The sequence below is a fragment of the Pseudoxanthomonas japonensis genome (assembly GCF_043632995.1).
Taxonomy (GTDB): Bacteria; Pseudomonadota; Gammaproteobacteria; order Xanthomonadales; family Xanthomonadaceae; genus Pseudoxanthomonas_A; species Pseudoxanthomonas_A japonensis.
Window position 1 is genome coordinate 2,259,123 of the sequence record NZ_CP171632.1, and the last position, 23,134, is coordinate 2,282,256.

The window sequence follows — 23,134 nt, forward strand, 5'->3', positions numbered from 1 at the left end:
CCCGCTCACTCCCACTCGATCGTCGCCGGCGGCTTGCCGGAGATGTCATAGACCACGCGCGACACGCCGCGCAGTTCGTTGATGATGCGGTTCGACACGGTGCCGAGGAATTCGTACGGCAGGTGCGCCCAGTGCGCGGTCATGAAATCGATCGTCTCCACCGCGCGTAGCGCGATGACCCATTCGTAGGCGCGCGCGTCGCCGACCACGCCCACCGACTTGACCGGCAGGAACACGGCGAACGCCTGCGAGGTCTTGTCGTACAGGTCGGCCTTGCGCAACTCGTCGATGAAGATCGCGTCCGCCTTTGCAAGCAGCTCGGCGTACTCGGGCTTCACTTCGCCCAGGATGCGCACACCCAGGCCGGGACCCGGGAACGGATGACGGTAGACCATCGTGCGCGGCAGGCCGAGTTCGACACCGAGGCGACGCACTTCGTCCTTGAACAGCTCGCGCAGCGGCTCCACGAGGCCAAGCTTCATGTGCTCGGGCAGTCCGCCGACGTTGTGGTGGCTCTTGATGACGTGCGCCTTGCCGGTCTTGCTGCCGGCGGACTCGATGACGTCCGGGTAGATCGTGCCCTGCGCCAGCCACTTGGCGTTCTTCAGCTTGTTCGACTCTTCCTCGAAGATCTCGACGAACAGGTTGCCGATGATCTTGCGCTTGGCTTCCGGATCGGCGACCCCTTCCAGGGCATTGAAGTAGCGGTCGGCGGCGTTGACGCGCACGACCTTGACGCCCATGTGCTCGGCGAACATCGCCATCACCTGGTCGCCTTCCTGCCAGCGCAGCAGGCCGGTGTCGACGAACACGCAGGTCAGCTGCTCGCCGATGGCCTTGTGCAGCAGCGCGGCGACGACGGAAGAATCCACGCCGCCGGAGAGGCCAAGGATCACGTCATCCGAACCGACCTGCTCGCGCACGCGGGCGATCTGGTCGTCGATGATGTTGGCGGCCGTCCACAGCGTCCTGCAGCCGCAGATGTCGGCGACGAAGCGGCGCAGCAGCGTCTGGCCCTGCTTGGTATGCGTCACTTCCGGATGGAACTGCACGCCGTACCACTGCTTCTCTTCCAGTGCCATCGCGGCGACCGGGATGCGGTCGGTGGTGGCCGTGATCGTCCAGCCCGGCGGCGCCTTGGCGACGTGGTCGCCGTGGCTCATCCACACGTCGATGCGCGGCTCGCCCTGGTGATCGCTCAGGCCGCCGAGCAGCGCATCGTGTGCGACCAGTTGCACTTCGGCATGGCCGAATTCGCGCGCATCCGCGGCTTCCGTCGCGCCACCCAGCTGCGCGGCCAGCGTCTGCATGCCGTAGCAGATGCCGAGGATCGGCAGGCCGCTGTCGAACACCTGCAGCGGCGCGGCCGGGGCGCCGTGCTGGGTGGTGGATTCCGGACCGCCCGACAGGATGATGCCCTTCGCGCCGAACTTCGCGATCTCATCCGGGTCGTGGTCCCACGCCCAGATTTCGCAGTAAACGCCGATCTCGCGGATGCGACGGGCGATCAGCTGCGTGTACTGCGCGCCGAAGTCGAGGATGAGGATCTTGTCGTCGTGAAGCCGTGATTCGGGATTGGTGATTCGTGATTCGTTTGCACCCGACATGTGTTCTTTGCTCCGCTCTTCTTCTAACGAATCACCAACAACCAATCACCGATCACCGATTACGAACCACAGCGGATGCGCCTCAGCCCATGCGGTAATTCGGCGGTTCCTTGGTGATCTGCACGTCGTGCACGTGGCTTTCGCGCTGGCCGGCACCGGTGATGACGACGAACTTCGGCTTGCTGCGCATGTCCTCGATGGTCGCGCAGCCCACGTAACCCATCGTGGCGCGCAGGCCGCCGACCAACTGGTGGATGATGCCGCCCACGGAACCGCGGTACGGCACGCGGCCTTCGATGCCTTCCGGCACCAGCTTGTCGGCGTCGCTGGCGTCCTGGAAGTAGCGGTCCTTCGACCCCTTCTCCATCGCCCCCAGGCTGCCCATGCCGCGGTAGCTCTTGTAGCTGCGGCCCTGGAACAGTTCGACTTCGCCCGGCGCTTCCTCGGTGCCGGCGAACAGGCCACCGATCATCACGGTGGAGGCACCGGCGGCGATCGCCTTGCCGATGTCGCCCGAGTAGCGGATGCCGCCGTCGGCGATCAGCGGGATGCGGTCCTGCAGGGCCTCGGCGACCATGTCGATCGCGGTGATCTGCGGCACGCCGACGCCGGCCACCATGCGCGTGGTGCAGATGGAGCCCGGGCCCACGCCGACCTTCACCGCGTCGGCACCGGCATCCATCAGCGCCAGCGCGGCATCGCCGGTGACGATGTTGCCGCCGATGACCTGCAGATGCGGGAAGCGCTTCTTGACCCAGCTGACGCGGTCCAGCACGCCCTGCGAATGGCCGTGCGCGGTGTCGACGATGATCACGTCCACGCCCGCGGCCACCAGCGCTTCGACGCGCTGGTCAGTATCGCCGCCCACACCCACCGCGGCGCCGACGACCAGGCGGCTGGCGCTGTCCTTGGCGGCGTTGGGATTGTCGGTCTTCTTCTGGATGTCCTTGACCGTGATCAGGCCGCGCAGGTCGAACGCGTCGTTGACCACCAACACCTTCTCGATGCGGTGCTTGTGCAGCAGCTGCAGGACTTCGCCATCGCTGGCGCCTTCACGCACCGTGATCAGGCGATCCTTCTTGGTCATGATGTGGCGGACCGGATCGTCGAGCTTCGTTTCGAAGCGCATGTCGCGGCTGGTGACGATGCCGACCAGCTGGCCGCCGTCGACCACCGGCACGCCGGAGATGTTGCGCGCGCGGGTCAGCTTGAGCACTTCGGCGATGGTGGTTTCGGGCCCGACGGTGAAGGGCTCCTTGATGACGCCGGCCTCGAACTTCTTGACCTTGGCCACTTCGGCGGCCTGCTGCTCGACGGTCAGGTTCTTGTGCAGGATGCCGATGCCGCCCAGCTGGGCCATGGCGATGGCCAGGCGCGCTTCGGTGACCGTATCCATGGCCGCCGAGACGATCGGCAGCTTCAGCCGCAGGTCGCGCGTCAGGCGCGTTTCCAGGCTGACATCCTTGGGCAGGACGGTGGAATGGGCGGGGACGAGGGAGACGTCGTCGTACGTCAGTGCTTCAGCCTGGATGCGCAGCATCGGCGGGCCCGGGAGAGTTGGGGAAGCGCGGCATTATACCCTGATCGGCTAGGCTTCCGCCTGCATGCGCCGCTGGAACGATGCTTTCCCCACCCACTCCGCCATGTGTGGCTGTGGGAGCGACGTCAGTCGCGATGCAGGAGTCCGGGCGCTTCATCGCGACTGACGTCGCTCCCACAACCGCCCGGCGGGGATCAGGAAGCGGTGGCTTCCGCGGCTTCCAGGGTGTTCTGCATCAAGGTGGCGACCGTCATCGGCCCTACCCCGCCCGGTACCGGCGTGATCCAGCTGGCGCGCTCGAACGCGGCGTCAAAGCCGACATCGCCGACCAGCCGTCCATCGTCAAGCCGGTTGATGCCGACATCGATGACCACGGCACCCGGCTTGACCCATTCGCCGGGGATCAGGCCCGGTTTGCCGGCCGCGACCACCAGGATGTCCGCATCGCCGACCCGCGCCTGCAGCACGTCGCGCGGGGTGAACTTGTGGCAGCTGGTCACCGTGCAGCCGGCGATCAGCAGTTCCAGCGCCATCGGGCGGCCGACGTGGTTGCTGACGCCGACGATGGTCGCGTTGCGGCCGCGGACGGGCTGGTCGGTATAGCCCAGCAGGGTCGTGATGCCGCGCGGCGTGCACGGGCGCAGGCCGAACTGGCGCAGCGCCAGATGGCCGACGTTGGCCGGATGGAAGCCGTCGACGTCCTTGCGCGGATCGATGCGCTCGATCAGGCGCGTGGCGTCGGGAATGCCCGGCAGCGGCAGCTGTACCAGGATGCCGTGGATCTTCGGATCGGCGTTCAGCTGGTCGATCAGCGCGAGCAGCTGCGCTTCGGTCGTGCCCGCCGGCAGGTCATGGTCGAAGGCTTCGATGCCGACCTTCTCGGCCGCTCGGCGCTTGTTGCGCACGTAGACCGTGGACGCGGGATCGCCGCCCACCAGTACCACCGCCAGGCCGGGCCGCCCCAGGCCGGCGGCCACGCGCGCGTCGACCCGGACTTTCAGTTCGTCCAGCAGGTTCTCGGCGATGCGGCGGCCGTCCAGGATTCGGGCAGTCATGGGAAGGGGCGGTGTAGAGTCGGCGGGTATTGTCCCCGATTCCGGCATGGGTGTCTGTGGGAGCGACGTCAGTCGCGACGACATGGCAACCTCACCGTGCCGATTGGCGACTGACGACGCCCTCCTCCCTGCTCCCGGATTGCCCGCATGACCGACACCACCGCGCTTGAAGCCGCCGCCTTCCGCAGGCTGCTGCAACACCTCAACCACGACCGCCCCGATGTGCAGAACATCGACCTGATGATCCTCGCGGGCTTCTGCCGCAACTGCCTGGCCGACTGGTACCGCGAGGCGGCGACCGAAGCAGGCATTGCGATGGACAAGGAGCAGGCCCGCGAGCGCGTCTATGGCATGCCGTTCGCCACATGGAAGGCGCAGCACCAGCGCGAGGCCACGCCGGAGCAGTTGGCCGCGTTCAAGGCGGCGCAGGAGCGCCATGGCTGAGCGCCGGGTTCGCCGCGTGGTGATGTGGCTGGTCGGGCTTGCAGTCGTCGCCTACCTGGGGCTTTGTAGCCTGCTCTACCTGCAGCAACGCCGCCTGATCTATTACCCGCAGTTCACCCGGGTCGCGCCGGCGCAGACGGATTTCGCCTTCCGTCGCCCCGACGCCGTACTGCGCGGCTGGGTCGTGAATCCCGGCCAGCGAGACGCCGTGCTGTACTTCGGCGGAAATGCGGAATCGGTGGAGGACAATCGGGACGCATTTGCCCGATGGTTGCCGACGCATACCGTGTATCTGGTGGCGTATCGAGGCTACGGCGCGAGCGATGGCGAACCCTCGGAAGCCGCCCTGTTCGCCGATGCCCTGGCGCTGCACGACGATGTCGCCAGGCGGCATCCCGCTGGCCGCATCGCCATCGCCGGCCGCAGCCTCGGCAGCGGCGTGGCAACCTACGTGGCCACGGAGCGCGATGCTGAAGAGCTGGTGCTGGTCACGCCGTTCGACAGCCTGGTGGCGGTCGCGCAGTCGCACTATCCGGTGTTCCCCGTGCGCCTGCTGCTGAAGGATCGCTACGACTCCGCCGCCCGCCTGCCCGGTTACGGTGGAAACCTGCTGGTGCTGAGGGCAGGCCGCGATACCGTCGTGCCGCCAGCGCACACCGATCGCCTGCTGGCATCGTTCAAGGGACGGGCGCGGGCCGTGGACTTCCCGCGTGCCGGTCACGACGACCTGTCGACGGATCCTGCCTACTGGCCGGCGATCCGCGACTTCCTTGCGCCCGCCGACTGACCCTTCCGGCTATTCCTCTTCTTCCTCGCCGATGATCTCGGCGGCCTCCTCGTTCAGCGCCTTCGCTTCACGCTTGGGCTTGGTGAACGGGGTCGGCGTGGGTTTGGCAGGCGTGTTGCCATACATCATCCGCGCACCATCCATCAGGCTACCGCCGGCCATTTCCAGTTCGAAGCGCTCGCTGTCGCGGCGACGGATCTCCAGGGCGATGGCATCGGCATCATCCTGCGACACGCCCACGCTGAGCAATGCGGCCTTGCCGAACTCCACGGCCGATTCGAACGTCTCGCGGATCTGGAAGTCCACCCCGGCCGCGATCAGCGCCAGCGAGTGCTCGCGGTCGAACGAGCGCGCCAGCACCTGCGCCTGCGGGAACTCGTGCCGGACCAGTTCGACGATGCGGCTGGCCGCTTCCTTGTCGTCGATGCAGATGGCGATGGATTGCGCGGTCTGGGCACCGCAGGCGCGCAACACGTCCAGCCGCGTGCCGTCGCCGTAGTAGATCTTGAAACCGAATTCCTCGGCGCTGCGGATCATCTCGATGTCGGTATCGATGATGGTCACGTCCACATCGCGCGCCAGCAACGACTGGCTCATCACCTGACCGAAGCGGCCGAAGCCGATGATCAGCACGCTACCGCTGAGGCCCTTGGCCTCTTCGATGCCTTCCATCGAGGGCTTGTCGGGATGGGTGAAGCGCCGCAGCAGCAGCACGAACAGCGGCGTCAGCGCCATCGACAACACCACGATGGCGGTCAAGTTGGCGTTGACGGTCGCATCGATGATGCCGGCCGAGGCCGCCGCGGCGAACAACACGAACGCGAATTCACCGCCCTGGGCCATCAGCACGGCGCGGTCGAGCGCCTCGGCGTGCGGACTGCGGGTGACCCGCGCCACCACGTAGATGCAGATGGCCTTCACCACCATCATCGCCAGCACCGCGCCGACGATCAGCGGCCAGTTGGCGGCCACCACCGCCAGGTCCAGGGCCATGCCGACGCCCAAAAAGAACAGGCCCAGCAGGATGCCGCGGAACGGCTCGATGTCGGCTTCGATCTGGTGCCGGAAGGTCGATTCGGACAGCAGCACGCCGGCCAGGAAGGCGCCCATCGCCATCGACAGGCCGCCGAGCTGCATCAGCAGCGCCGCGCCCAGCACCACCAGCAGCGCAGCTGCGGTCATCACTTCGCGCGCCTTCGCGGCGGCGAGGATGCGGAAGAACGGATTCAACAGCCAGATGCCGGCCGCGATCAGGCCGCCCAGCGAGGCCGCGGCGATACCGATCGACACCCAGCGGGAGCCTTCCTCCGGCTGCACGACCTGCGGCGACATGAAGGCGACGAGCACCAGCAGGGGGACTATCAGCAGGTCCTCGAACAGCAGGATCGAGACGACCTTCTGCCCGTTCGGCAAGGCCACATCCCCGCGCTCGGCCAGCAGCTGCATCACCACCGCGGTGGACGTCAGCACGAAGCCCATGCCACCGATGAACGACACCGGCAGCGAATAGCCGAACGCCAGGCCGACGCCGGTCAGCAGCAGCGTGCACACGGCGATCTGCAGCGCGCCGAGCCCGAAGATCTGCTTGCGCAGGCTCCACAGGTGGCTGGGCCGCATCTCCAGGCCGATGACGAACAGGAACATCACCACGCCGAGCTCGGCGACGTGCAGGATCGATTGGGGATCGTTGAACCACTTCAGGCCGAACGGCCCGATCGCCAGACCCGCCGCCAGATACCCCAGCACGGAGCCCAGGCCGAGGCGCCGGAAGATCGGCACCGCCACCACCGCTGCGCCCAGCAGGGCGACGACACTGACCAGTTGGCTGGCACCGGATTCTGCACTCATGCCGGAAGTCTACCGGATGGTGCCTGCCTTGCCGCCCCTAACCGGGGGTATGCGCGTGCGCAACGCGGGTGTCGCGGCGCCGGTAGTACGCCGCCCAGACCGTTACCAGCACCATCACCGCCGTGGTAAGTGCGCCGGCGGTCAGCAGGTCGACCCACGGCAGCAGCGGCCACAGCACGAGCAAGGCACCGATGCCGATGGCATGCGACAGCGGAAAGCGCCGGTAGACGACGCGCTTGAACAGGGCATTGCTCAGCAGGTAGACCAGCGGGCCGCCCACCAGGACCGCGGCGTACTTGGCCTTCACCGGGTCCAGCGGGTGCGCCACCACCAGATCGTCGGCCACGGCGCAGACGATGACGCCGCCAATCAGCAGCACGTGGACGTAATGGAAATAGGCGCCCAGCCGGCCGGGATCGTCCGAATGTTCGATCACATGCGCCGCATCGCCGCTGGACGTGTCGAAATACATCCACCACATGGCGACGCAGCCAACGAACGACACGAGGAACGCGCTCCACACGGCCGGCCCCGGATGCGCCGCATGCCCGAACGACGCACCCGTGGCCAGTACGGATTCGCCCAGCGCGATGATGACGAACAGCTGGCACCGCTCGGCCAGGTGGCCGCCATCGATGGTCCAGTCCGACGTCCGCGACCGACCCAGCCCAGGCACCGGGAAGCCGGCCATCGGCGACAGGTATTCGCAGCCCACCGCCAGCAGCCAAAGCACGAGGCGCGTACTTCCTTCATTCAGGCCGCCCGCGATCCACAGCGCGGCCGATACCAGCAACCAGCACAGCATCCGCAGGAAGTTGGGCGTCAGCACATGCCCACGCCCCAGGCTGTACAGCACGAACAGCGTGCGCCCCACCTGGATGGCCGCGAAGCTGCAGGCGAACAGCAGGCCGCGCCCGCCGAAGGCCTCGGGAATGGCGGCCGACACCAGCAGCGCCACGCCCATCAACACCATCAGCATGGTGCGGATCACCAGATGCTCGGGATTGAACCAGTTGCTGACCCAGGCGGTGTATTGCCAGCCCAACCAGACCGCGAACCACAGCGTCGCCGTCTGCAGCACGCCCAGCCAGGTGAGGTGCTCGAGCAGGTGATGGGACAACTGGGTGATGGCGAAGACATAGACCAGGTCGAAGAACAGTTCGACGTTGGCCACGCGGGCGGGCTGACCGGCTGGCCGCAACAGGGGATGCGAGGAATTCGTCATGACGGCGGGCTCGGGAACGTTCGTGGGGTTTCAGTGTTGCCTCGTCTTCCAGGCCCACCACCAGCCCGCCGCGACCGGTACCAGGTAGATCCCCGCCTGGATAGGCAGTTCTTCCTGCAGCGAGTAGCCATGCGACATGCCCGTCCGCAGGTTCCACAGCACGGCCAGCAGCCAGCCCACGCTGAAGACCCCCATGACGGCGCGACGCCTGCCGGGGCTGGCCAACCGCATCGCGATGCCCATCAGCAGCAGACCGGTGGCGACGAAGATCAGGGTTCGCATGGGGGTCCTCCTCAACAGTGATGATCCGGTGCGCCCACGTTATCGCAAGGGCACGCCTGCAAGACGGGAGGGGGCAGACGCGATGCCGCCCCGCCGCCGGCTTACTTGGTGGTGTAGCCGCCGTTGATCAGGATGGTCTGCCCGGTGATCCACCAGCCATCGCTGACCAGGTGGCGGATGAAGGGCACCACGTCCTCGATGTCGGTCAGGCCGGTCTTGCTGTGCGGCGACAGGGCCGCGGCAGTCTTGTGGTAGGCGACCGCGTCCGCACCCTCGGCCGGATAGAAGAACGAGGTATCCATCGGGCCGGGACCGACCGCCGTCACCGAGATGCCGCGCTCACCGAACTCCTTCGCTGCCGCGCGGGTGAAGTGCTCCACCGGCGCCTTGGTCCCCGCGTACGACGCATAGAACGGCGTGAAGGCGCCGAGCAGCGACGTGACCAGCGTGACCACCTTGCCGTTGTCGTTGACGTGCTTGCCGGCTTCCTTCAGGAAGAAGAACGCGGTCTTGGCATTGACCGCCGACATCTCGTCGTACTCGGCCTCGGAGATCTCGGTGATCGGCTTCTTCAGCACCTTGCCCACGGTATTGATGGCGATGTCGGGACGGCCGACGGCGGCGATGGCGTCGGCGAACAGGCGCTCCACGGCGGCCGCACTGGTCAGGTCGCCCTGCAGCGCGACGGCTTTCGCGCCGGCGGCCTGCACGGCTGTGACGGTGGCGTCGGCGTCGGCCTTGCTGGCGGCGCTGTTGTAGTGGACGGCGACGGCGGCAGCGCCCTGCTGTGCGAGATCGCGTGCGATCAGGCCACCCAGGTTCTTGGCGCCTCCGGCGATCAGGGCGACTTTGCCGCGGATGGAATGGTCGGTCATGCAGTGCTCCTACAGGGACAGGAAGGGGGACGCTCCAGCGCGGGCACCGTGTAGGCAACCCCGCGGAACGGCCCTAAGATGCGTGCGAAGCAGTCCATCCGGCTTTCACGATGTCCGATCCGCTGTCAAATTCTCCGGCCCACGATGGATGGACGTCGTCTCGCGAGGCGGCCGGCGGCGCGGATGCGGGAGCCCCTCCCTATACCGTGCTGGCGCAGGCCCGCTGGCCAGGCGTCGAACTGCTGGTCTGCCGCGAGGACATCCGCCAGCGGACGCTGTGGGCCATCGACCAGCCGCGCCACACCGTCATCGTCCATCTGGGCGGCACCATGCGCGAACTGGAAACGGAGATCGACGGCGCAGGATCGACCCATGCCCCGCCCTCCCCGGGCGATATCTGGCTGGTGCCCGCGCGGCGGCGCTATGCGAGCCAGGCGCGCGGACAGGTCATCACCTACGCCGAGCTGCGCCTGTCGCCCGCCGCCGACGTGGACGTGGGACGCGAGGCGCGCGTTCCGCTGGAGGCGTTGATGCCCCGGCTGGGCCACCGGGACGAATTCCTCCACTACAGCGTGGCGCGACTGGGGCGGCTAAGCCGCAACGGCGACGACCTGTCGGTGATGATGGCCGAGCGCCTGCAATGGGTGCTGCGCCAGCACCTGTACGACAGCTACCGGCTGCCCGCCGTGACCAGGCCGGAGCCGGCCGCGCTGCTTCCGGCGACGGCGCGCAGGCTGTGCGACCACATCGAAAGCCGGCTGGACCAGCGCATCACCCTGACCGAGCTGGCCGCGCTGGCCGACCTGAGCGTGCACCAGTTGCTGATCGCGTTCCGCCGGAACTTCGGCACCACGCCGGCGCAGTACATCCTGGCGCAACGGCTGCGTCGCGCCCGCTGGCACCTGCTCAACGGAAACGCCGACATCGCGGACATCGCATTCGACTGCGGCTTCGCCAGCCACAGCCACCTGAGTGCGGCCTTCAAGCGCGACACCGGCATCACCCCGCGCCAGTTCCGCGAAGGGTTGCGCATGCGCGCGGTCTACTGATCAGGTCGCGCGGCAGAACGCCGCGTAGTCGATGTAACCCGGGAACGGACGACCGGCGGCGCAGACCGGGCAGTCCGGATCGTGGCGCAAGCGGGTTTCGCGGAAGCGCATGGCCAGTGCATCGAAGTGCAGCAACCGGCCGGCCAGCGTCTCCCCGGTCCCCAACAACAGCTTGATCACTTCCGTGGCCTGCAGCAGCCCGATGACCCCGGGCAGTACGCCCAGCACGCCGGCCTCGGCGCAGTTCGGGGCGAACTCCGGCGGGGGCGGCTCCGGGAACAGGCAGCGATAGCACGGCCGTTCGCCGCGATGCCGGCCGGCATCGAACACGCTCACCTGCCCTTCGAAACGCTGTACGGCACCGTATACCAGCGGCTTGCCCAGCTTCACGCAGGCGTCGTTGAGCAGGTAGCGGGCCGGGAAGTTGTCCGCACCATCCAGCACCACGTCCACGTTCTCCAGCAGGCGCTCGACGTTCTCCGCGGTGACGCGCTCCTGCACCGCCTCCACCTGCGTGCGGGGATTGAGCGCGGCCAGGGTCGCCTGCGCCGAGGAGACCTTCGGTTCGCCGATGCGCGCTTCGGCATGCAGGATCTGGCGCTGCAGGTTGCTGCGGTCGACGACGTCGTCGTCCGCGATGCGCAGGTGCCCTATCCCCGCAGCGGCCAGGTAGAACGCGGCCGGCGAACCCAGCCCACCCGCGCCGATCATCAGGACCCGCGATCGCTGCAGGCGTTGCTGGCCTGCGACGCCGACCTCCGGCAGAAGCAGGTGGCGCGAATAGCGTTCGTTGAAGTCACGAGCCTCTGCCGACAGCGCCGGCACGACGACCGGGCACTGCTCTTCGATCCATCGCGAGGTGCCGCCGGCGACCGATGCCAGGCGGGAATAGCCGGCGGCCTGCAGCACGCGCGCCGCGTCCATGGAGCGTCCACCTTTCTGGCAGATCAGGATGATGCTGGCGTCGCGATCCGGCAGATGCGTCGCCGGATCGCGTTCCAGTTCGCCCTTCGCGATACCGCGCGCGCCTTCCGCCTGCCCGCTGGCGCGCTCGTGCTCCTCGCGCACGTCGATGAACACACTGCCCTGCGCCAGCAAGGCGGCAACGTCACGGGGTTCGATTTCGCGGATGGCCATGCGGCGATTATCGCGCAAGTCACTGCGCCGTCCGGCTCAGCAGCCGATCACGTCGACGACATCGCCGGCGCGATAGTCGTGCGCGCCTTCGGGCAGCACGATCAACGCATTGCTGTCGGCGGCGGCGCGCAGGTGATGCGAGGCATCGGCGGCATTTGGCGTCACCTGCAGACGGCCGTCGGCCGCGCTACCCAGGCCGCCACGCAGGAACTCGAGGCGCGCATGGGTCTTCCGCCATGGTGCGGTCAGCACCGCCTTCCACTGTGGACGGGATTCACGGCGGCGCTGCAGTCCGTCCAGCAGCTCACGTCCCAGCGTCAGGAATGTCGCCAGCACGGAGACCGGATTGCCCGGCAGACCGAGAAAGAGCGCGCGGTCCATGTCGCCGAACAGCACCGGCATGCCCGGCTTCATCCGCACTTTCCAGAAGTGGATGCGGCCGTGCGTCGCCAGCAGACCGGGAAGATGGTCCTTCTCGCCGGCCGAGACACCGCCGCAGGTGATCACCACGTCGAACGCCGCCGCAGCGTCGGTGAGCATGGCGGCCATGCGTTCGGGATCGTCCGGCAGCGTGGGCCATGCCGTCGGCTCCAACCCTTCCGCACGCAGCAACCCCATCAGCAGCTCGCGGTTGCTGTTGTAGATCTGGCCGGGTGCCAGCGGCAGGCCAGGCTCGACCAGTTCGTCGCCGGTGGTGAACACGGCGACGGTCGGGCGCTGCGTGACCGCCATTGACGCTACACCCAGGGCCGCGGCGAGCGATGCCCGCGCCGGCGTCAGCACCTGCCCTTCCTCAAGCACGCGGACGCCGGCATGCACGTCTTCGCCACAGCGACGGACATCCGCACCGGGTGCAATGCCGGCCGGCACGCGGACGCTACCGCCCTCCTCGATGCAGTCCTCCTTGATGGCGACGGTGTCCGTGCCGCGCGGCAGGGGCGCGCCGGTGGTGATGCGGACGCACTCGCCCGCCGCCACGTGCAGGTCCTGCAGGAGACCCGCGAACTGCGCTCCTGCGAGTCGCAACGCTGTCGGAACTTCCGTCGAAAGACTGGCATGCGCGAAGGCGAAACCGTCCATGCGACTGTTGTCGAAGGGCGGCAGCGCGATCGGCGAGACGATGTCTTCGGCCAGCACGCGGCCGCTGGCACGCGTGACCGGCACGCGCTCGGCCTTCAACATCCGGTTGCCGGCGATCTCGCGGACGATCTCCGCGGCGGTGGCGAAATCGATGCGGGTCGGGTAACCCGTCACTTGCCGCGCTTGACGTGCCGGATCAGGCGGCGCTTCTTGGCGATCTGCTTCTCGGTCAGCACGTTCTTCTTGCCCTCGTAGGGATTGGCACCCTCGCGGAAGATGAAGCGCACCGGCGTGCCGACCAGCTTGAAGCGCTTGCGGAAGAAGTTTTCCAGATAGCGCTTGTACGACTCCGGCAGCACCTTCAGGCGCGTGCCGTGGACGATGAAGGTCGGCGGGTTGGCGCCGCCCGGATGCACGTAACGCAGTTTGGAGACATGCCCGCGGATGCTCGGCGGCGGATTGGTCTCGTAGGCGATCTCGAGCGCCTTGTTGACCTCGCTGGTGCCGAACTCCTTGGTCGCCGACGCATGCGCGCGATGGATCGCCTTGAACAGTTCGCGCAGGCCCGAGCCATGCAGCGCGGAGATACGCACCACTTCGGCCCATTCGACGAAGCCCAGCTTGCGGGCAAGCAGGGCTTCGGCCTGCTCGCGCTGGTAGGCGGTCAGTCCATCCCACTTGTTGATCGCCACCACCAGCGCACGGCCGGCATCCAGCACGGCACCGAGCACGCTGGCGTCCTGGTCGGTGACGCCTTCGGTGGCATCCAGCAGCAGCACGGCCACCTGGCATTGCTCGATGGCCTGTAGTGTCTTGACCACACTGAACTTCTCGACCGCCTCTTCCACCTTGCCCTTGCGACGCAGGCCGGCGGTGTCGATCAGGCGGTACTGGCGACCGTCGCGCTCCATGTCCACGGCGATCGAGTCGCGGGTGGTACCGGGCACTTCGGACGCGATCATGCGCTCTTCGCCCAGCAGGCGGTTCACCAGCGTCGACTTGCCCACGTTGGGCCGGCCGACGAACGCCACGCGCATGCGGTCCGGATCGTTGTCCAGGCCGGCGGTGGCGCCTTCCTCGGGCAGCCGCTGGTGTACTTCCTCCAGCAGGTCGTCGATGCCCTGGCGGTGCGAGGCCGAGATGGTGATGACATCGGCGAAGCCGTAGCGCGCGAAATCCGCGATCGCCGTGGTCTCGTTGATGCCGTCGATCTTGTTGATGACCAGCAGCGTGGGGCGAGCGGTCTTGCGCAGCCAGGCCAGGATGTCGTCGTCGAGCGCAGAGGCGCCTTCGCGGCCATCGACGATGAACAGCACCAGGTCGGCCTCTTCGGCGGCGGCACGCGCCTGGCGCGCGGTCGCACCCGCGAGTCCTTCCTCTTCGCCGGCGATGCCACCCGTGTCGACGACCAGGAACGGGTCTTCCTCGTCGAGCCGACAGACGCCGTAGTTGCGGTCGCGGGTCACGCCCGGCTGGTCGTGCACCAGCGCGTCACGACTGCGGGTCAGCGCGTTGAACAGGGTGGACTTGCCGACGTTGGGACGGCCCACCAGGGCGACGAGGGGCAGCATGCAGGGGGCAACCGTGAAGAGAGGGGACGCCGGACGCTCGCTGTCGCGCGGATGGCGCGACCGCTCCGGTCGGTCAAGGGGTCGCCATGGTAGCGGAATACGCCCTCTTCCGCGAAAAAGGGCCGCAGTGCGGCCCTTTCCGGAAGCAGGAAGGAGCGGCTATGGGCCGCCCATCCGGCGGATCACTTGAAGCCGAACGCCGTCAGCCCGCCTTCCACGTCCTGCACCAGCAGGATGCCGTCCGCCACGACCGGCTTGCCACGGATGGCCTTGCCGCCGACGCGCGCGCGCGCCGCCACCTCGCCGTTGTCCGTCTTCAGCCAGTGCAGGTAGCCGTCGTAATCGCCGACGACCGCATAATCGCCATGGATCGTCGGCGCGGTGAGCGAGCGGCGGGCCAGCGTGGTGTTCGACCACAACGCGCTGCCGCTGTACTTGTCCAGGCCCCACACGGTCCCGGCCGGATCGGATACGACCACGGCGCTGCTGGTCACGCCCAGACCACCGGCGCCGCCATTGTCGCGCGTCCACAGCGGACGCCCCGACGGCCCTTCCAGGGCGATCGTTTCCTTCTTGAAGCTGGTGACATACAGCGTGCTGCCTTCGAGCACCGGTGCGCCGTCCACGTCGGCCATGCGCTCAAGCTCGCTGCGGCCTTCCGGGATACCGACCGTCTGCGTCCACATCGGGCGCCCGTCGTTGCCTGCCAGTGCCGTGACCGTACCATCGTCACTGGCCGCGAACACCACGCCCGGCCCCAACACGACCGGCGCATTGCCACGCACCGTCAGGCTGGGAAGTTCGTTGTTCCAGAACCAGCGACGCTCGCCATTTTCCGACGACAACGCGGTGATGCGTCCGTCGTTGGTGCGGACGTAGACCATGCCCTGGCCGATGGCCGGCGCCGCGATGACCTCGTTGGGCACCTTGGCCTGCCACTTCTCGGCACCCGTCGCCGCATCCAGCGCGATGACCTGCCCGTCGAGCGTGCCCACGGCCACCAGTCCGTCGCCCGCACCGGGCCCGCCTGAAAGACGCAGGTCGGACTTGTACTGCCACACCTGCTTGCCCGTCTGCAGATCGTAGGCGCGCACGCCGCCTTCCACCGCGGCGGCATAGACGCGCCCGTCCTCCACCACCGGAACCTGCTGCAGGCCGAGGCGCTTCTCGCCCTTGCCCACGTTGGCGCTCCACAGCTTGGAAACCGTCGCGGAAGGCGTGAAGTCGACCAGCTCCGCCGGGTCGACGGGCTTCTCGCCTTCCTTTTCCTTGCCGGCAAACCAGCCCTTGACGGTACTGCAGCCACCAAGGGCGGCAATGATCGTGACGGCCGCGATCAGGCGTACGACCGGACCGGACGCGCGGCTCATGCGGCACCTCCGGTCTTGGGCGGCGTACCGCCGGCATCGATCAGCTTCAACTCCACCAGCCGGCGTTGCGGAGACACCGCATCCAGCGTGGTGAGCGCGCGGGTATAGGCGTCTTGCGCCTCCTTCTGCTTGCCGGTCGCGAGCAATGCATCACCCCGTACTTCGAGGCTGGAGGCATCGTCCGCCTTGTCCAGCAGCTTGAGCGCTTCGTCGTGCTTGCCGGCGTCGATCAGGAGGCGGGCGAGGCGCAGGTTCACCAGCGGCCGCAACGCGTTGTCCGGTGTCAGTGCACGCAGCGTGGCGATGGCGGCATCGCGCTCACCGGCCTGGATCTGCGCCTTGGCCAACTGCAGGCCGGCGACATCGGCGTAAAGCGCGTCTTCCTTGACCAGCGCATCGACCGCACCCTGGGTCTGCTTCAGGTCGCCCTTGACGAGGCCTTCGACGGCGGTCTGGTAGCTCTGGTACGCCTGCTCTTGCTTGGCGGCCTGGTCCTTCTGCCACCACTGCCAACCGAGGATCACGCCCAACCCCAGGGCCACGCCGCCCAGCAGGCCGGCACCATTGTTCTTCAGCCAGCTGCGGACACGTTCGCTTTGTTCGTGCTCGTCGAGCAGATCGTCAATCGCCATGCGCTCTCTTGCCCCGTCTCAGGCGGGGTCTCGGTCTAGGTTGGACAAACCCGCGCGCGGGTCAGTCAACGACCGGCGCCAGGGAACCCTCAGAGGATACCGTAAAGCGTGCGACATTCGCTCGCTGGTACGGCGCCAAGTCCACCGTACTCCCCGCTTGCTGAACCTCGACCGCGGTGGCGTCGCCCAGCTTGATGCGCCCCACTTCGCCCTGCGCATAGCGGCGTTCGTCACCCGCACGCAGCAGCGCGTGCTCAACCTTGCGGCCGTCGGGCGCGTTGACCTCGACCCAACTGTCGCCCTTGAACGACATCGAAAGCCAAGGCGTTGCCGCGCGCGGCAACGGCGCCATCGAGGCGACATAAGGCGCTGCCTGGGGCTTGGCCGCAGGACGCGTCGCGCCAGCCGTCGGGCCCGGTGCGCGCGGAGCGGCAGGCACGACATCCAGCGACGCCGTGGCGGCGTCCGGCGATGGGCCGGAGGATGGGCGCAGCGCCATCCACACCGGCGTCGCGATGACAAGCGTCAGCACGGCGTAGACCGCTCGCCGCTTGAAACTCTCGAAGACGTATTGCAAACGAGGCGTGTGGGAATGGCTCACCAGCTCGGCCGGCCTTGCCACCACGGTTTCCGCCTGCTGCAGGAACGGCTCCACATCCACCTTCAGCAGGCGACCGTAGCTGCGCAACTGGCCCCGGACGAACACCACGCCGCCCGACTGGTCCCACTGCCCGGCTTCAAGCGACTGGATCACCCGCACGGGCATCTTCAGCCGCTGGCTGATCTCCTGCACCGACAGGCCGGCCCGCTCGCGCGCCGCCTTCAAGGCCTCGCCGCACCCCTGCGGCGTGACCACATCCCCGACTACGGATTGCATCATGGCCCTGCATTTCCCCCGGTTGTGACGTCCAGCGCGTCGGGGAACTCCGCCCGAATCCGCTGAACATATCGACTGGCAGCGGCCTTGTCGCCGAGTCTGTCCTCGATTTGTGATGCGAGTTTCAAGACAGCGGCGCTGGCAGGCGCTGCCGCCAGCCGGCGCTCGACGAACGCGCGGGCCGACATGTATTGCTGCTGGCGGAACTCGAGTTCGCCCATGGCTTCCAGCGCGACGGCGTTCGCCGGCTCTTGCGCCAGCGCCTGACGAAGGTCGCGTGCCGCGCGCTCCGCCTGACCGGACTTCAGTGCGCAGCTGCCCGCATTTGCCATCGCCGAGGCGGGCGTGGCGTAGTCAGGCGCCTGTATCGCGCGGTCGAACCACACCAGCGACTCCGCTGCAAACCCGTTCTTGCAAAGCCACGTGCCGTAATTGTTGAGCGCAGCGCCCTGCGAAGGCGCCAGCTCTGCGGCACGCTTGTAGTGTTGCCCCGCAGCGCCGGTATTGCCGCGCTGGTCTTCGACCACCGCCAGCACCGTCGTCGCGTCGGCCGACGTGGGATCCAGCTTCAGCGCAGCGCGCGCATCCTTCTCGGCCGCGTCGGGCTCGCCCGCCTGAAGTCGCTGCACGGCACGGGCAAGCAGCGTCTGCACGGACTGACGGCGCTTCACCTCGGGGCTGTCGCCCACTGAATACTCGCGCGTCGACTGCGGTCCCGACATGGATTCCACCTTCCCCTTGGGTCGGACGAAGGTCAGGCGGCTGCAGGCCGTGGCCAGCAGGAGGGTGATCAGCAGCAGGCAGATCGCCTTACGCGGCATCGTCGATGCCCTGTTCCTGCAGCTGCCGCCGGAACTCGGCCTGGCGTCGGGTACGGTCCATCACCTGCCCCTTCAACTGGCCGCAGGCGGCATCGATGTCGTCGCCACGGGTGCGGCGGACCATCGTGAGTACCTGCGCATCCAGCAGCAGCTTCTGGAAAGCGCGGATGTCTTCCTCGGGCGCACGCTCGTAGCGCGTACCGGGGAATGGATTGAACGGAATGAGGTTGACCTTGCCGGCGTCCTTCAACTGCGCGGCATTGCTGAACTTGCGCATCAGCTGCGCCAGTTGCCGCGCATGTTCGGGCTGATCGTTGACGCCCTTCATCAGGGTGTACTCGAACGTCACCGAGTCGCGCTTCTTGCTTGCGCGCAGATAACGCACGCAGGACGCCATCAGCTCGGCGATCGGGTACTTCCTGTTGAGCGGCACCAGTTGCTCACGCAGCGCGTCGTTCGGCGCGTGCAGCGAGACCGCCAGCGACACGTCGGTCTCGGTGGACAGACGGTCGATCATCGGCACCAGCCCGGACGTCGACAGCGTGACGCGCTTGCTCGCCAGGCCATAGCCCAGGTCGTCGCGCATGATGTTCATCGCGCGCACGACGTTGTCGAAATTGAGCAGCGGCTCGCCCATACCCATCATCACCACATTGGTGAGGCGACGGTTCTGTGCGGGGACGTTGCCCAGGTGGCGCGCCGTCACCCACACCTGCCCGATGATCTCGGCCGTGGTGAGGTTGCGATTGAAACCCTGCGTGGCCGTCGAGCAGAACGTGCAGTTCAGGCCGCACCCGACCTGCGACGACACGCAGAGCGTGCCGCGGCTCTTGTCTGGGATATAGACCGTTTCGACGGCATTCTTGCCGTCCACGCCCATGCCGAGCAACCACTTGTGGGTGCCGTCGGTGGAGGGCTTGTCGAACACGACCTGCGGCACGACGACTTCGGCATGCTCCTGCAGCTTCGCGCGCAGGTTCTTGCCGAGATCGGTCATCTCGTTGAAGTCGGTGACATAGCGGTGGTGGATCCACTTCATCACCTGGTGCGCGCGGAACTTCTGCTCGCCCAGCGTACCGACGAAGAACTGCTCAAGCCCTTCGCGATCCAGGTCCATCAGGTTCTGTTTCGCAGACACGGGCACGCCGATGGCCACGGACGGTGCGTCCGTGGCCAGCTTCAACTCGATCGGCGGCAGTTCGTGGCTGCTCATCGCGTATCGCTCAGCGCGAGAACACTTCGGTCGCGGCGAAGAAATACGCGATCTCGATGTTCGCGTTCTCGACCGAATCCGAACCGTGAGCGGCGTTGGCGTCGATGGAGTCGGCAAAGTCGGCGCGGATCGTGCCCGGCGCGGCGTCCTTCGGATTGGTGGCGCCAAGGATGTCACGGTGCTTCAGCACGGCGTTCTCGCCTTCCAGTACCTGGATGGCGACCGGTCCGGAAATCATGAACTCGACCAGCGCGTTGAAGAACGGACGCTCGCGGTGCACGGCATAGAAACCTTCGGCCTCACGGCGCGACAGGTGCTTCATCTTCGAGGCGACGATCTTCAGACCATTCTTTTCGAAGCGGGCATAGATTTCGCCGATGACGTTCTTGGCAACGGCATCGGGCTTGACGATCGACAGGGTGCGCTCCAGCGCCATGGGGATTTCTCCGTTCGGGCGGGCCACTGAGGACCCGAGGTTAACATGAAAAACCCGCGTCGAAACGCGGGCTTAGACCAGAAAGCGTAGCGAGATTCTAACGTATCTGCTGGAAGTGTGCAGCCGGCCGGGGGCGAATTTGCTGCTTCGCAACATGACACTTCCGACGCCCCGGACACACAATGGATCAAACAAGCGTTTGATTCAGGTCCCGGAGGCGTCATGGGCAACACCACGCATTTTTCGACCAAGGAACGGATCCTGGGGGCCGCCGAGGAGCTGTTCGCCCAGCACGGTTTCGCTGGGACCTCGCTGCGGCAGGTCACCAGCCGGGCGGACGTCAACATCGCCGCGGTCAACTACCACTTCGGCAGCAAGGAAAACCTGGTCAACGAGGTGTTCCGCCGCCGCATGGACGATATGACCGCGGCCCGTCTCTCCCTGCTGGCGAAGGCCCTGGCGGAACGGCCGGGCGAGTTGGAGCCGATTCTGGCGGCCTTCGTCGAACCCGCCCTCGCCCTGGCCCAGGACCGCCACGGCGGCGGCGCCTTCGTGCGGGTCATCGCCCGGGCCTACGCCGAGAAGAACGATGGCCTGCGCAAGTTCCTGTCCGACCACTATGGCCACGTGCTGCGCGAGTTCGGCAAGGCCATTGCCGCCTGCGTGCCCGGCCTGAGCAAGGAAGAGCTGTACTGGCGGCTCGACTTCTTCTCCGGCGCCCTGACCTACGCCATGGCCGATTTTGGCCTGATCAAGCGCCCCCCCGGTGTCACGGAGGCGGCGCACCGTGAGCGTGCCGCCCGTGAACTGATCCGCTTCGCCGAGGCCGGCCTTCGCGCCGACCGCACCTAACCCCTGCAATCCGAGGAAATCCCATGTCCAACCCCCTGCTTGTTCGCAAGGCGGCCGTGCTGGGCGCCGGCGTGATGGGCGCGCAGATCGCCGCGCACCTGACCAACGCCGGCGTCGACACCGTGCTGTTCGACCTGCCCGCCAAGGACGGCCACCCCGACGGCATCGTGCAGAAGGCGATCGCCAACCTGGCCAAGCTCAGCCCTGCCCCGCTGGCCAGCAAGTCCCTGGCCGAGGCGATCACGCCGGCCAACTACGAAACCGGCCTGGAGCACCTGAAGGGCTGCGACCTGATCATCGAGGCCATCGCCGAGCGGATGGACTGGAAGCAGGACCTGTACAAGAAGATCGCCCCGTTCGTGGCCGATCACGCCGTGCTGGCCAGCAACACGTCGGGCCTGGGCATCAACAAGCTGGCGGAAGTGCTTCCGGAGCAGCTTCGCCATCGTTTCTGCGGCGTGCACTTCTTCAACCCGCCGCGCTACATGCACTTGGCCGAGCTGATTCCGGCCAAGTCCACCGACGCGGCGGTGCTGGAAGGCCTGGAAACCTTCCTGACCACCACGCTGGGCAAGGGCGTCGTGTATGCCAAGGACACGCCGAACTTCATCGGCAATCGCATCGGCGTGTTCTCGATTCTGGCCACCGCCCACCACACCGGTGAGTTCAAGCTCGGCTTCGACGAGGTGGACGCCATCACCGGCCCGCTGATCGGCCGCCCGAAGTCGGCGACCTACCGCACCTCGGACGTGGTCGGCCTGGACACCATGGCCCACGTCATCAAGACCATGGCCGACACCCTGCCCGACGATCCGTGGCACGCCTACTTCAAGTCGCCGAAGTGGCTGGAAGCGCTGATCGCCAAGGGCGCGCTGGGCCAGAAGACCGGTGCCGGCATCTTCCGAAAGGTCGGCAAGGACATCGTGGTCCTCGATCTTGAGAAGCAGGACTACCGCGCCTCCGACCGTACCGCGGCGCCGGAGGTAGTCGAGATCCTGAAGATCAGGAACCCGGCCGAGAAGTTCGCCAAGCTGCGCGAGAGCCAGCATCCGCAGGCGCAGTTCCTGTGGGCGGTATTCCGCGACCTGTTCCATTACAGCGCCTACCACCTGGCCGACATCGCCGAGACCGCGCGCGACGTCGATCTCGCCATCCGCTGGGGCTATGGCTGGTCGCTGGGTCCGTTCGAGACCTGGCAGGCCGCCGGCTGGAAGCAGGTGGCCCAGTGGATCGCCGACGACATCGTGGCCGGCAAGGCCATGAGCAGCGCGCCGTTGCCGAACTGGGTGTTCGACGGTCGTGAGGGCGTGCATGCGGCCGAGGGCAGCTACAGCCCGGTCAAGAACGCCAAGCTGCCGCGCTCGTCGCTGCCCGTGTACCAGCGCCAGCGCTTCCCCGATCCGCTGCTGGGCGAGGTCTTCCCGCAGGGCGAAACCGTCTTCGAGAACGACGGCGTGCGCCTGTGGACCGACGGCGACGGCATCGGCGTGGTCAGCTTCAAGACCAAGATGCACACCGTCTCCGACGCGGTGCTGGATGGCCTTCAGGAAGCCATCACCATCGCCGAGCAGCGTTTCAAGGGCCTGGTGATCTGGCAGCCGAAGGAACCTTTCTCCGCCGGCGCAGACCTGGCCGGCGCGCTGGGCGCGCTGCAGGCCGGCAAGATCGCCGAGTTCGAGGCGATGGTCGCCAACTTCCAGGCCACCAGCCAGCGCATCAAGTATTCGCTGGTGCCGGTCGTGGCCGCAGTCCGCGGTCTGGCGCTGGGTGGTGGCTGCGAGTTCCAGATGCACAGTGCGCGCACCATCGCGCACCTGGAAAGCTACATCGGCCTGGTCGAGGCCGGCGTGGGCCTGCTGCCCGCCGGTGGCGGGCTGAAGGAAATCGCCGTACGCGCCTCGCAGGCCGCGGGCCCGGGCGGCGACGTGTTTGCCGAGTTGAAAAAGACGTTCGAAACCGTCGCGATGGCCAAGGTGTCCGCCTCGGCCGTCGAGGCGAAGGAACTGGGCCTGGTGCGTGCCGGCGACAAGGTGGCCTTCAACGCCTACGAACTGCTGCATATCGCCAAGCAGGAAGCGCTGGCGCTGGCCGAGACGGGCTACCGTCCGCCCCTGCCCGCCCGCCGCATCCAGGTGGCCGGCGACGTCGGCATCGCGACCTTCAAGATGATGCTGGTGAACATGCTGGAAGGCCGCTTCATCAGCCCGTACGACTACGAGATCGCCGTGCGCATCGCCACCGTACTGTGTGGTGGCGAAGTCGACCGCGGCGCACTGGTCGACGAGGAGTGGCTGCTCAAGCTGGAGCGCAAGCACTTCGTCGAACTGGCCCAGCAGGAAAAGACCCAGGCCCGCATCGCGCACATGCTGAAGACTGGCAAGCCGCTGAGGAACTAAGAATCGGGAACGGGGAATGGGGAATGGTGAAGAGCAC

General features: G+C 67.1%; 21 protein-coding genes. 5 read left to right on the forward strand and 16 right to left on the reverse strand.

Going from position 1 to position 23,134, the window contains the following annotated elements; translation table 11 throughout:
• Nucleotides 1-5: 5 nt before the first annotated feature.
• The 3 genes from guaA to folD all read right to left on the reverse strand — a co-directional run bounded on the left by guaA (nt 6) and on the right by folD (nt 4,202).
• The gene (guaA, locus tag ACGHX3_RS10375) at nt 6-1,607 is read right to left on the reverse strand and encodes a glutamine-hydrolyzing GMP synthase (protein WP_394694899.1); all 1,602 of its coding nucleotides are present in this window, start codon (nt 1,605-1,607) and stop codon (nt 6-8) included.
• A gap of 82 nt (nt 1,608-1,689) precedes the next feature.
• Nucleotides 1,690-3,147 carry an IMP dehydrogenase gene (guaB, locus tag ACGHX3_RS10380; RefSeq protein ID WP_394694900.1) on the reverse strand — a complete coding sequence of 486 codons (1,458 nt, stop codon included), beginning with the start codon at nt 3,145-3,147 and terminating at the stop codon, nt 1,690-1,692.
• A 194-nt stretch (nt 3,148-3,341) separates the two neighbouring features.
• Nucleotides 3,342-4,202 carry a bifunctional methylenetetrahydrofolate dehydrogenase/methenyltetrahydrofolate cyclohydrolase FolD gene (gene folD, locus ACGHX3_RS10385; RefSeq protein ID WP_394694901.1) on the reverse strand — a complete coding sequence of 287 codons (861 nt, stop codon included), beginning with the start codon at nt 4,200-4,202 and terminating at the stop codon, nt 3,342-3,344.
• Nucleotides 4,203-4,349: 147 nt separating this feature from the next.
• Here folD and ACGHX3_RS10390 point away from each other — a divergent pair, with 147 nt between their 5' ends.
• The gene (locus ACGHX3_RS10390; RefSeq protein ID WP_162337961.1) at nt 4,350-4,646 is read left to right on the forward strand and encodes a DUF1244 domain-containing protein; all 297 of its coding nucleotides are present in this window, start codon (nt 4,350-4,352) and stop codon (nt 4,644-4,646) included.
• Complete coding sequence (locus ACGHX3_RS10395; protein WP_394694902.1) at nt 4,639-5,433, forward strand: alpha/beta hydrolase; 795 nt, start codon at nt 4,639-4,641, stop codon at nt 5,431-5,433. The genes ACGHX3_RS10390 and ACGHX3_RS10395 overlap by 8 nt, the downstream gene beginning before the upstream one ends.
• A gap of 9 nt (nt 5,434-5,442) precedes the next feature.
• Here ACGHX3_RS10395 and ACGHX3_RS10400 read toward each other — a convergent pair whose 3' ends face one another.
• The 4 genes from ACGHX3_RS10400 to ACGHX3_RS10415 all read right to left on the reverse strand — a co-directional run bounded on the left by ACGHX3_RS10400 (nt 5,443) and on the right by ACGHX3_RS10415 (nt 9,663).
• Nucleotides 5,443-7,281: a monovalent cation:proton antiporter-2 (CPA2) family protein gene (locus ACGHX3_RS10400; RefSeq protein WP_394694903.1), complete on the reverse strand. Its 1,839-nt coding sequence runs from the start codon at nt 7,279-7,281 to the stop codon at nt 5,443-5,445.
• A 37-nt stretch (nt 7,282-7,318) separates the two neighbouring features.
• Entirely contained in the window at nt 7,319-8,506 is a 1,188-nt protein-coding gene (locus ACGHX3_RS10405) for a low temperature requirement protein A (protein WP_394694904.1), read from the reverse strand.
• A gap of 30 nt (nt 8,507-8,536) precedes the next feature.
• Nucleotides 8,537-8,788 (reverse strand): hypothetical protein, encoded by a 252-nt coding sequence (locus ACGHX3_RS10410; protein ID WP_394694905.1) that lies wholly within the window; start codon nt 8,786-8,788, stop codon nt 8,537-8,539.
• 101 nt (nt 8,789-8,889) lie between these two features.
• The gene (locus tag ACGHX3_RS10415) at nt 8,890-9,663 is read right to left on the reverse strand and encodes an SDR family oxidoreductase (protein WP_213604224.1); all 774 of its coding nucleotides are present in this window, start codon (nt 9,661-9,663) and stop codon (nt 8,890-8,892) included.
• A gap of 110 nt (nt 9,664-9,773) precedes the next feature.
• On the opposite strand from ACGHX3_RS10415, the gene ACGHX3_RS10420 reads away from it, so the two are divergent.
• Nucleotides 9,774-10,712: a helix-turn-helix domain-containing protein gene (locus ACGHX3_RS10420; protein ID WP_394694906.1), complete on the forward strand. Its 939-nt coding sequence runs from the start codon at nt 9,774-9,776 to the stop codon at nt 10,710-10,712.
• Here ACGHX3_RS10420 and moeB read toward each other — a convergent pair whose 3' ends face one another.
• From moeB to ndk, 9 genes are all read right to left on the reverse strand, one after another.
• A complete protein-coding gene (gene moeB / locus ACGHX3_RS10425) occupies nt 10,713-11,849 on the reverse strand; it encodes a molybdopterin-synthase adenylyltransferase MoeB (RefSeq protein WP_394694907.1) in 1,137 nt (378 codons plus the stop codon).
• 36 nt (nt 11,850-11,885) lie between these two features.
• The gene (gene glp / locus ACGHX3_RS10430) at nt 11,886-13,103 is read right to left on the reverse strand and encodes a gephyrin-like molybdotransferase Glp (protein ID WP_394694908.1); all 1,218 of its coding nucleotides are present in this window, start codon (nt 13,101-13,103) and stop codon (nt 11,886-11,888) included.
• Nucleotides 13,100-14,500: a ribosome biogenesis GTPase Der gene (der, locus tag ACGHX3_RS10435; protein ID WP_394694909.1), complete on the reverse strand. Its 1,401-nt coding sequence runs from the start codon at nt 14,498-14,500 to the stop codon at nt 13,100-13,102. The genes glp and der overlap by 4 nt, the downstream gene beginning before the upstream one ends.
• A 182-nt stretch (nt 14,501-14,682) precedes the next feature.
• On the reverse strand, nt 14,683-15,870 hold the full coding sequence (gene bamB, locus ACGHX3_RS10440; RefSeq protein WP_394694910.1) for an outer membrane protein assembly factor BamB: 1,188 nt from the start codon (nt 15,868-15,870) through the stop codon (nt 14,683-14,685).
• Nucleotides 15,867-16,502 carry a YfgM family protein gene (locus tag ACGHX3_RS10445; RefSeq protein ID WP_394694911.1) on the reverse strand — a complete coding sequence of 212 codons (636 nt, stop codon included), beginning with the start codon at nt 16,500-16,502 and terminating at the stop codon, nt 15,867-15,869. The genes bamB and ACGHX3_RS10445 overlap by 4 nt, the downstream gene beginning before the upstream one ends.
• A gap of 61 nt (nt 16,503-16,563) precedes the next feature.
• The gene (locus tag ACGHX3_RS10450; protein ID WP_162337950.1) at nt 16,564-17,382 is read right to left on the reverse strand and encodes a helix-turn-helix domain-containing protein; all 819 of its coding nucleotides are present in this window, start codon (nt 17,380-17,382) and stop codon (nt 16,564-16,566) included.
• Entirely contained in the window at nt 17,379-18,158 is a 780-nt protein-coding gene (gene pilW / locus ACGHX3_RS10455) for a type IV pilus biogenesis/stability protein PilW (protein WP_394697271.1), read from the reverse strand. The genes ACGHX3_RS10450 and pilW overlap by 4 nt, the downstream gene beginning before the upstream one ends.
• Before the next feature lie 31 nt (nt 18,159-18,189).
• A complete protein-coding gene (gene rlmN, locus ACGHX3_RS10460; RefSeq protein WP_394697272.1) occupies nt 18,190-19,317 on the reverse strand; it encodes a 23S rRNA (adenine(2503)-C(2))-methyltransferase RlmN in 1,128 nt (375 codons plus the stop codon).
• 106 nt (nt 19,318-19,423) lie between these two features.
• The gene (gene ndk, locus ACGHX3_RS10465; protein ID WP_162337947.1) at nt 19,424-19,849 is read right to left on the reverse strand and encodes a nucleoside-diphosphate kinase; all 426 of its coding nucleotides are present in this window, start codon (nt 19,847-19,849) and stop codon (nt 19,424-19,426) included.
• Between the two features lie 222 nt (nt 19,850-20,071).
• On the opposite strand from ndk, the gene ACGHX3_RS10470 reads away from it, so the two are divergent.
• A complete protein-coding gene (locus ACGHX3_RS10470) occupies nt 20,072-20,701 on the forward strand; it encodes a TetR/AcrR family transcriptional regulator (protein ID WP_213604206.1) in 630 nt (209 codons plus the stop codon).
• Nucleotides 20,702-20,724: 23 nt separating this feature from the next.
• The gene (locus tag ACGHX3_RS10475) at nt 20,725-23,097 is read left to right on the forward strand and encodes a 3-hydroxyacyl-CoA dehydrogenase/enoyl-CoA hydratase family protein (RefSeq protein WP_394694912.1); all 2,373 of its coding nucleotides are present in this window, start codon (nt 20,725-20,727) and stop codon (nt 23,095-23,097) included.
• Nucleotides 23,098-23,134: the final 37 nt, after the last annotated feature.

Coding starts and splice junctions, on each gene's coding strand:
- ACGHX3_RS10405 (WP_394694904.1), bottom strand. CDS start 8,506: ATGACGAATTCCTCGCATCCCCTGTTGCGGCCAGCCGGTCAGCCCGCC.
- ACGHX3_RS10390 (WP_162337961.1), top strand. CDS start 4,350: ATGACCGACACCACCGCGCTTGAAGCCGCCGCCTTCCGCAGGCTGCTG.
- ACGHX3_RS10400 (WP_394694903.1), bottom strand. CDS start 7,281: ATGAGTGCAGAATCCGGTGCCAGCCAACTGGTCAGTGTCGTCGCCCTG.
- der (WP_394694909.1), bottom strand. CDS start 14,500: ATGCTGCCCCTCGTCGCCCTGGTGGGCCGTCCCAACGTCGGCAAGTCC.
- moeB (WP_394694907.1), bottom strand. CDS start 11,849: ATGGCCATCCGCGAAATCGAACCCCGTGACGTTGCCGCCTTGCTGGCG.
- ACGHX3_RS10450 (WP_162337950.1), bottom strand. CDS start 17,382: ATGATGCAATCCGTAGTCGGGGATGTGGTCACGCCGCAGGGGTGCGGC.
- guaA (WP_394694899.1), bottom strand. CDS start 1,607: ATGTCGGGTGCAAACGAATCACGAATCACCAATCCCGAATCACGGCTT.
- ACGHX3_RS10395 (WP_394694902.1), top strand. CDS start 4,639: ATGGCTGAGCGCCGGGTTCGCCGCGTGGTGATGTGGCTGGTCGGGCTT.
- folD (WP_394694901.1), bottom strand. CDS start 4,202: ATGACTGCCCGAATCCTGGACGGCCGCCGCATCGCCGAGAACCTGCTG.
- ACGHX3_RS10410 (WP_394694905.1), bottom strand. CDS start 8,788: ATGCGAACCCTGATCTTCGTCGCCACCGGTCTGCTGCTGATGGGCATC.
- ndk (WP_162337947.1), bottom strand. CDS start 19,849: ATGGCGCTGGAGCGCACCCTGTCGATCGTCAAGCCCGATGCCGTTGCC.
- ACGHX3_RS10445 (WP_394694911.1), bottom strand. CDS start 16,502: ATGGCGATTGACGATCTGCTCGACGAGCACGAACAAAGCGAACGTGTC.
- ACGHX3_RS10470 (WP_213604206.1), top strand. CDS start 20,072: ATGGGCAACACCACGCATTTTTCGACCAAGGAACGGATCCTGGGGGCC.
- rlmN (WP_394697272.1), bottom strand. CDS start 19,317: ATGGACCTGGATCGCGAAGGGCTTGAGCAGTTCTTCGTCGGTACGCTG.
- ACGHX3_RS10475 (WP_394694912.1), top strand. CDS start 20,725: ATGTCCAACCCCCTGCTTGTTCGCAAGGCGGCCGTGCTGGGCGCCGGC.
- bamB (WP_394694910.1), bottom strand. CDS start 15,870: ATGAGCCGCGCGTCCGGTCCGGTCGTACGCCTGATCGCGGCCGTCACG.
- guaB (WP_394694900.1), bottom strand. CDS start 3,147: ATGCTGCGCATCCAGGCTGAAGCACTGACGTACGACGACGTCTCCCTC.
- ACGHX3_RS10415 (WP_213604224.1), bottom strand. CDS start 9,663: ATGACCGACCATTCCATCCGCGGCAAAGTCGCCCTGATCGCCGGAGGC.
- ACGHX3_RS10420 (WP_394694906.1), top strand. CDS start 9,774: ATGTCCGATCCGCTGTCAAATTCTCCGGCCCACGATGGATGGACGTCG.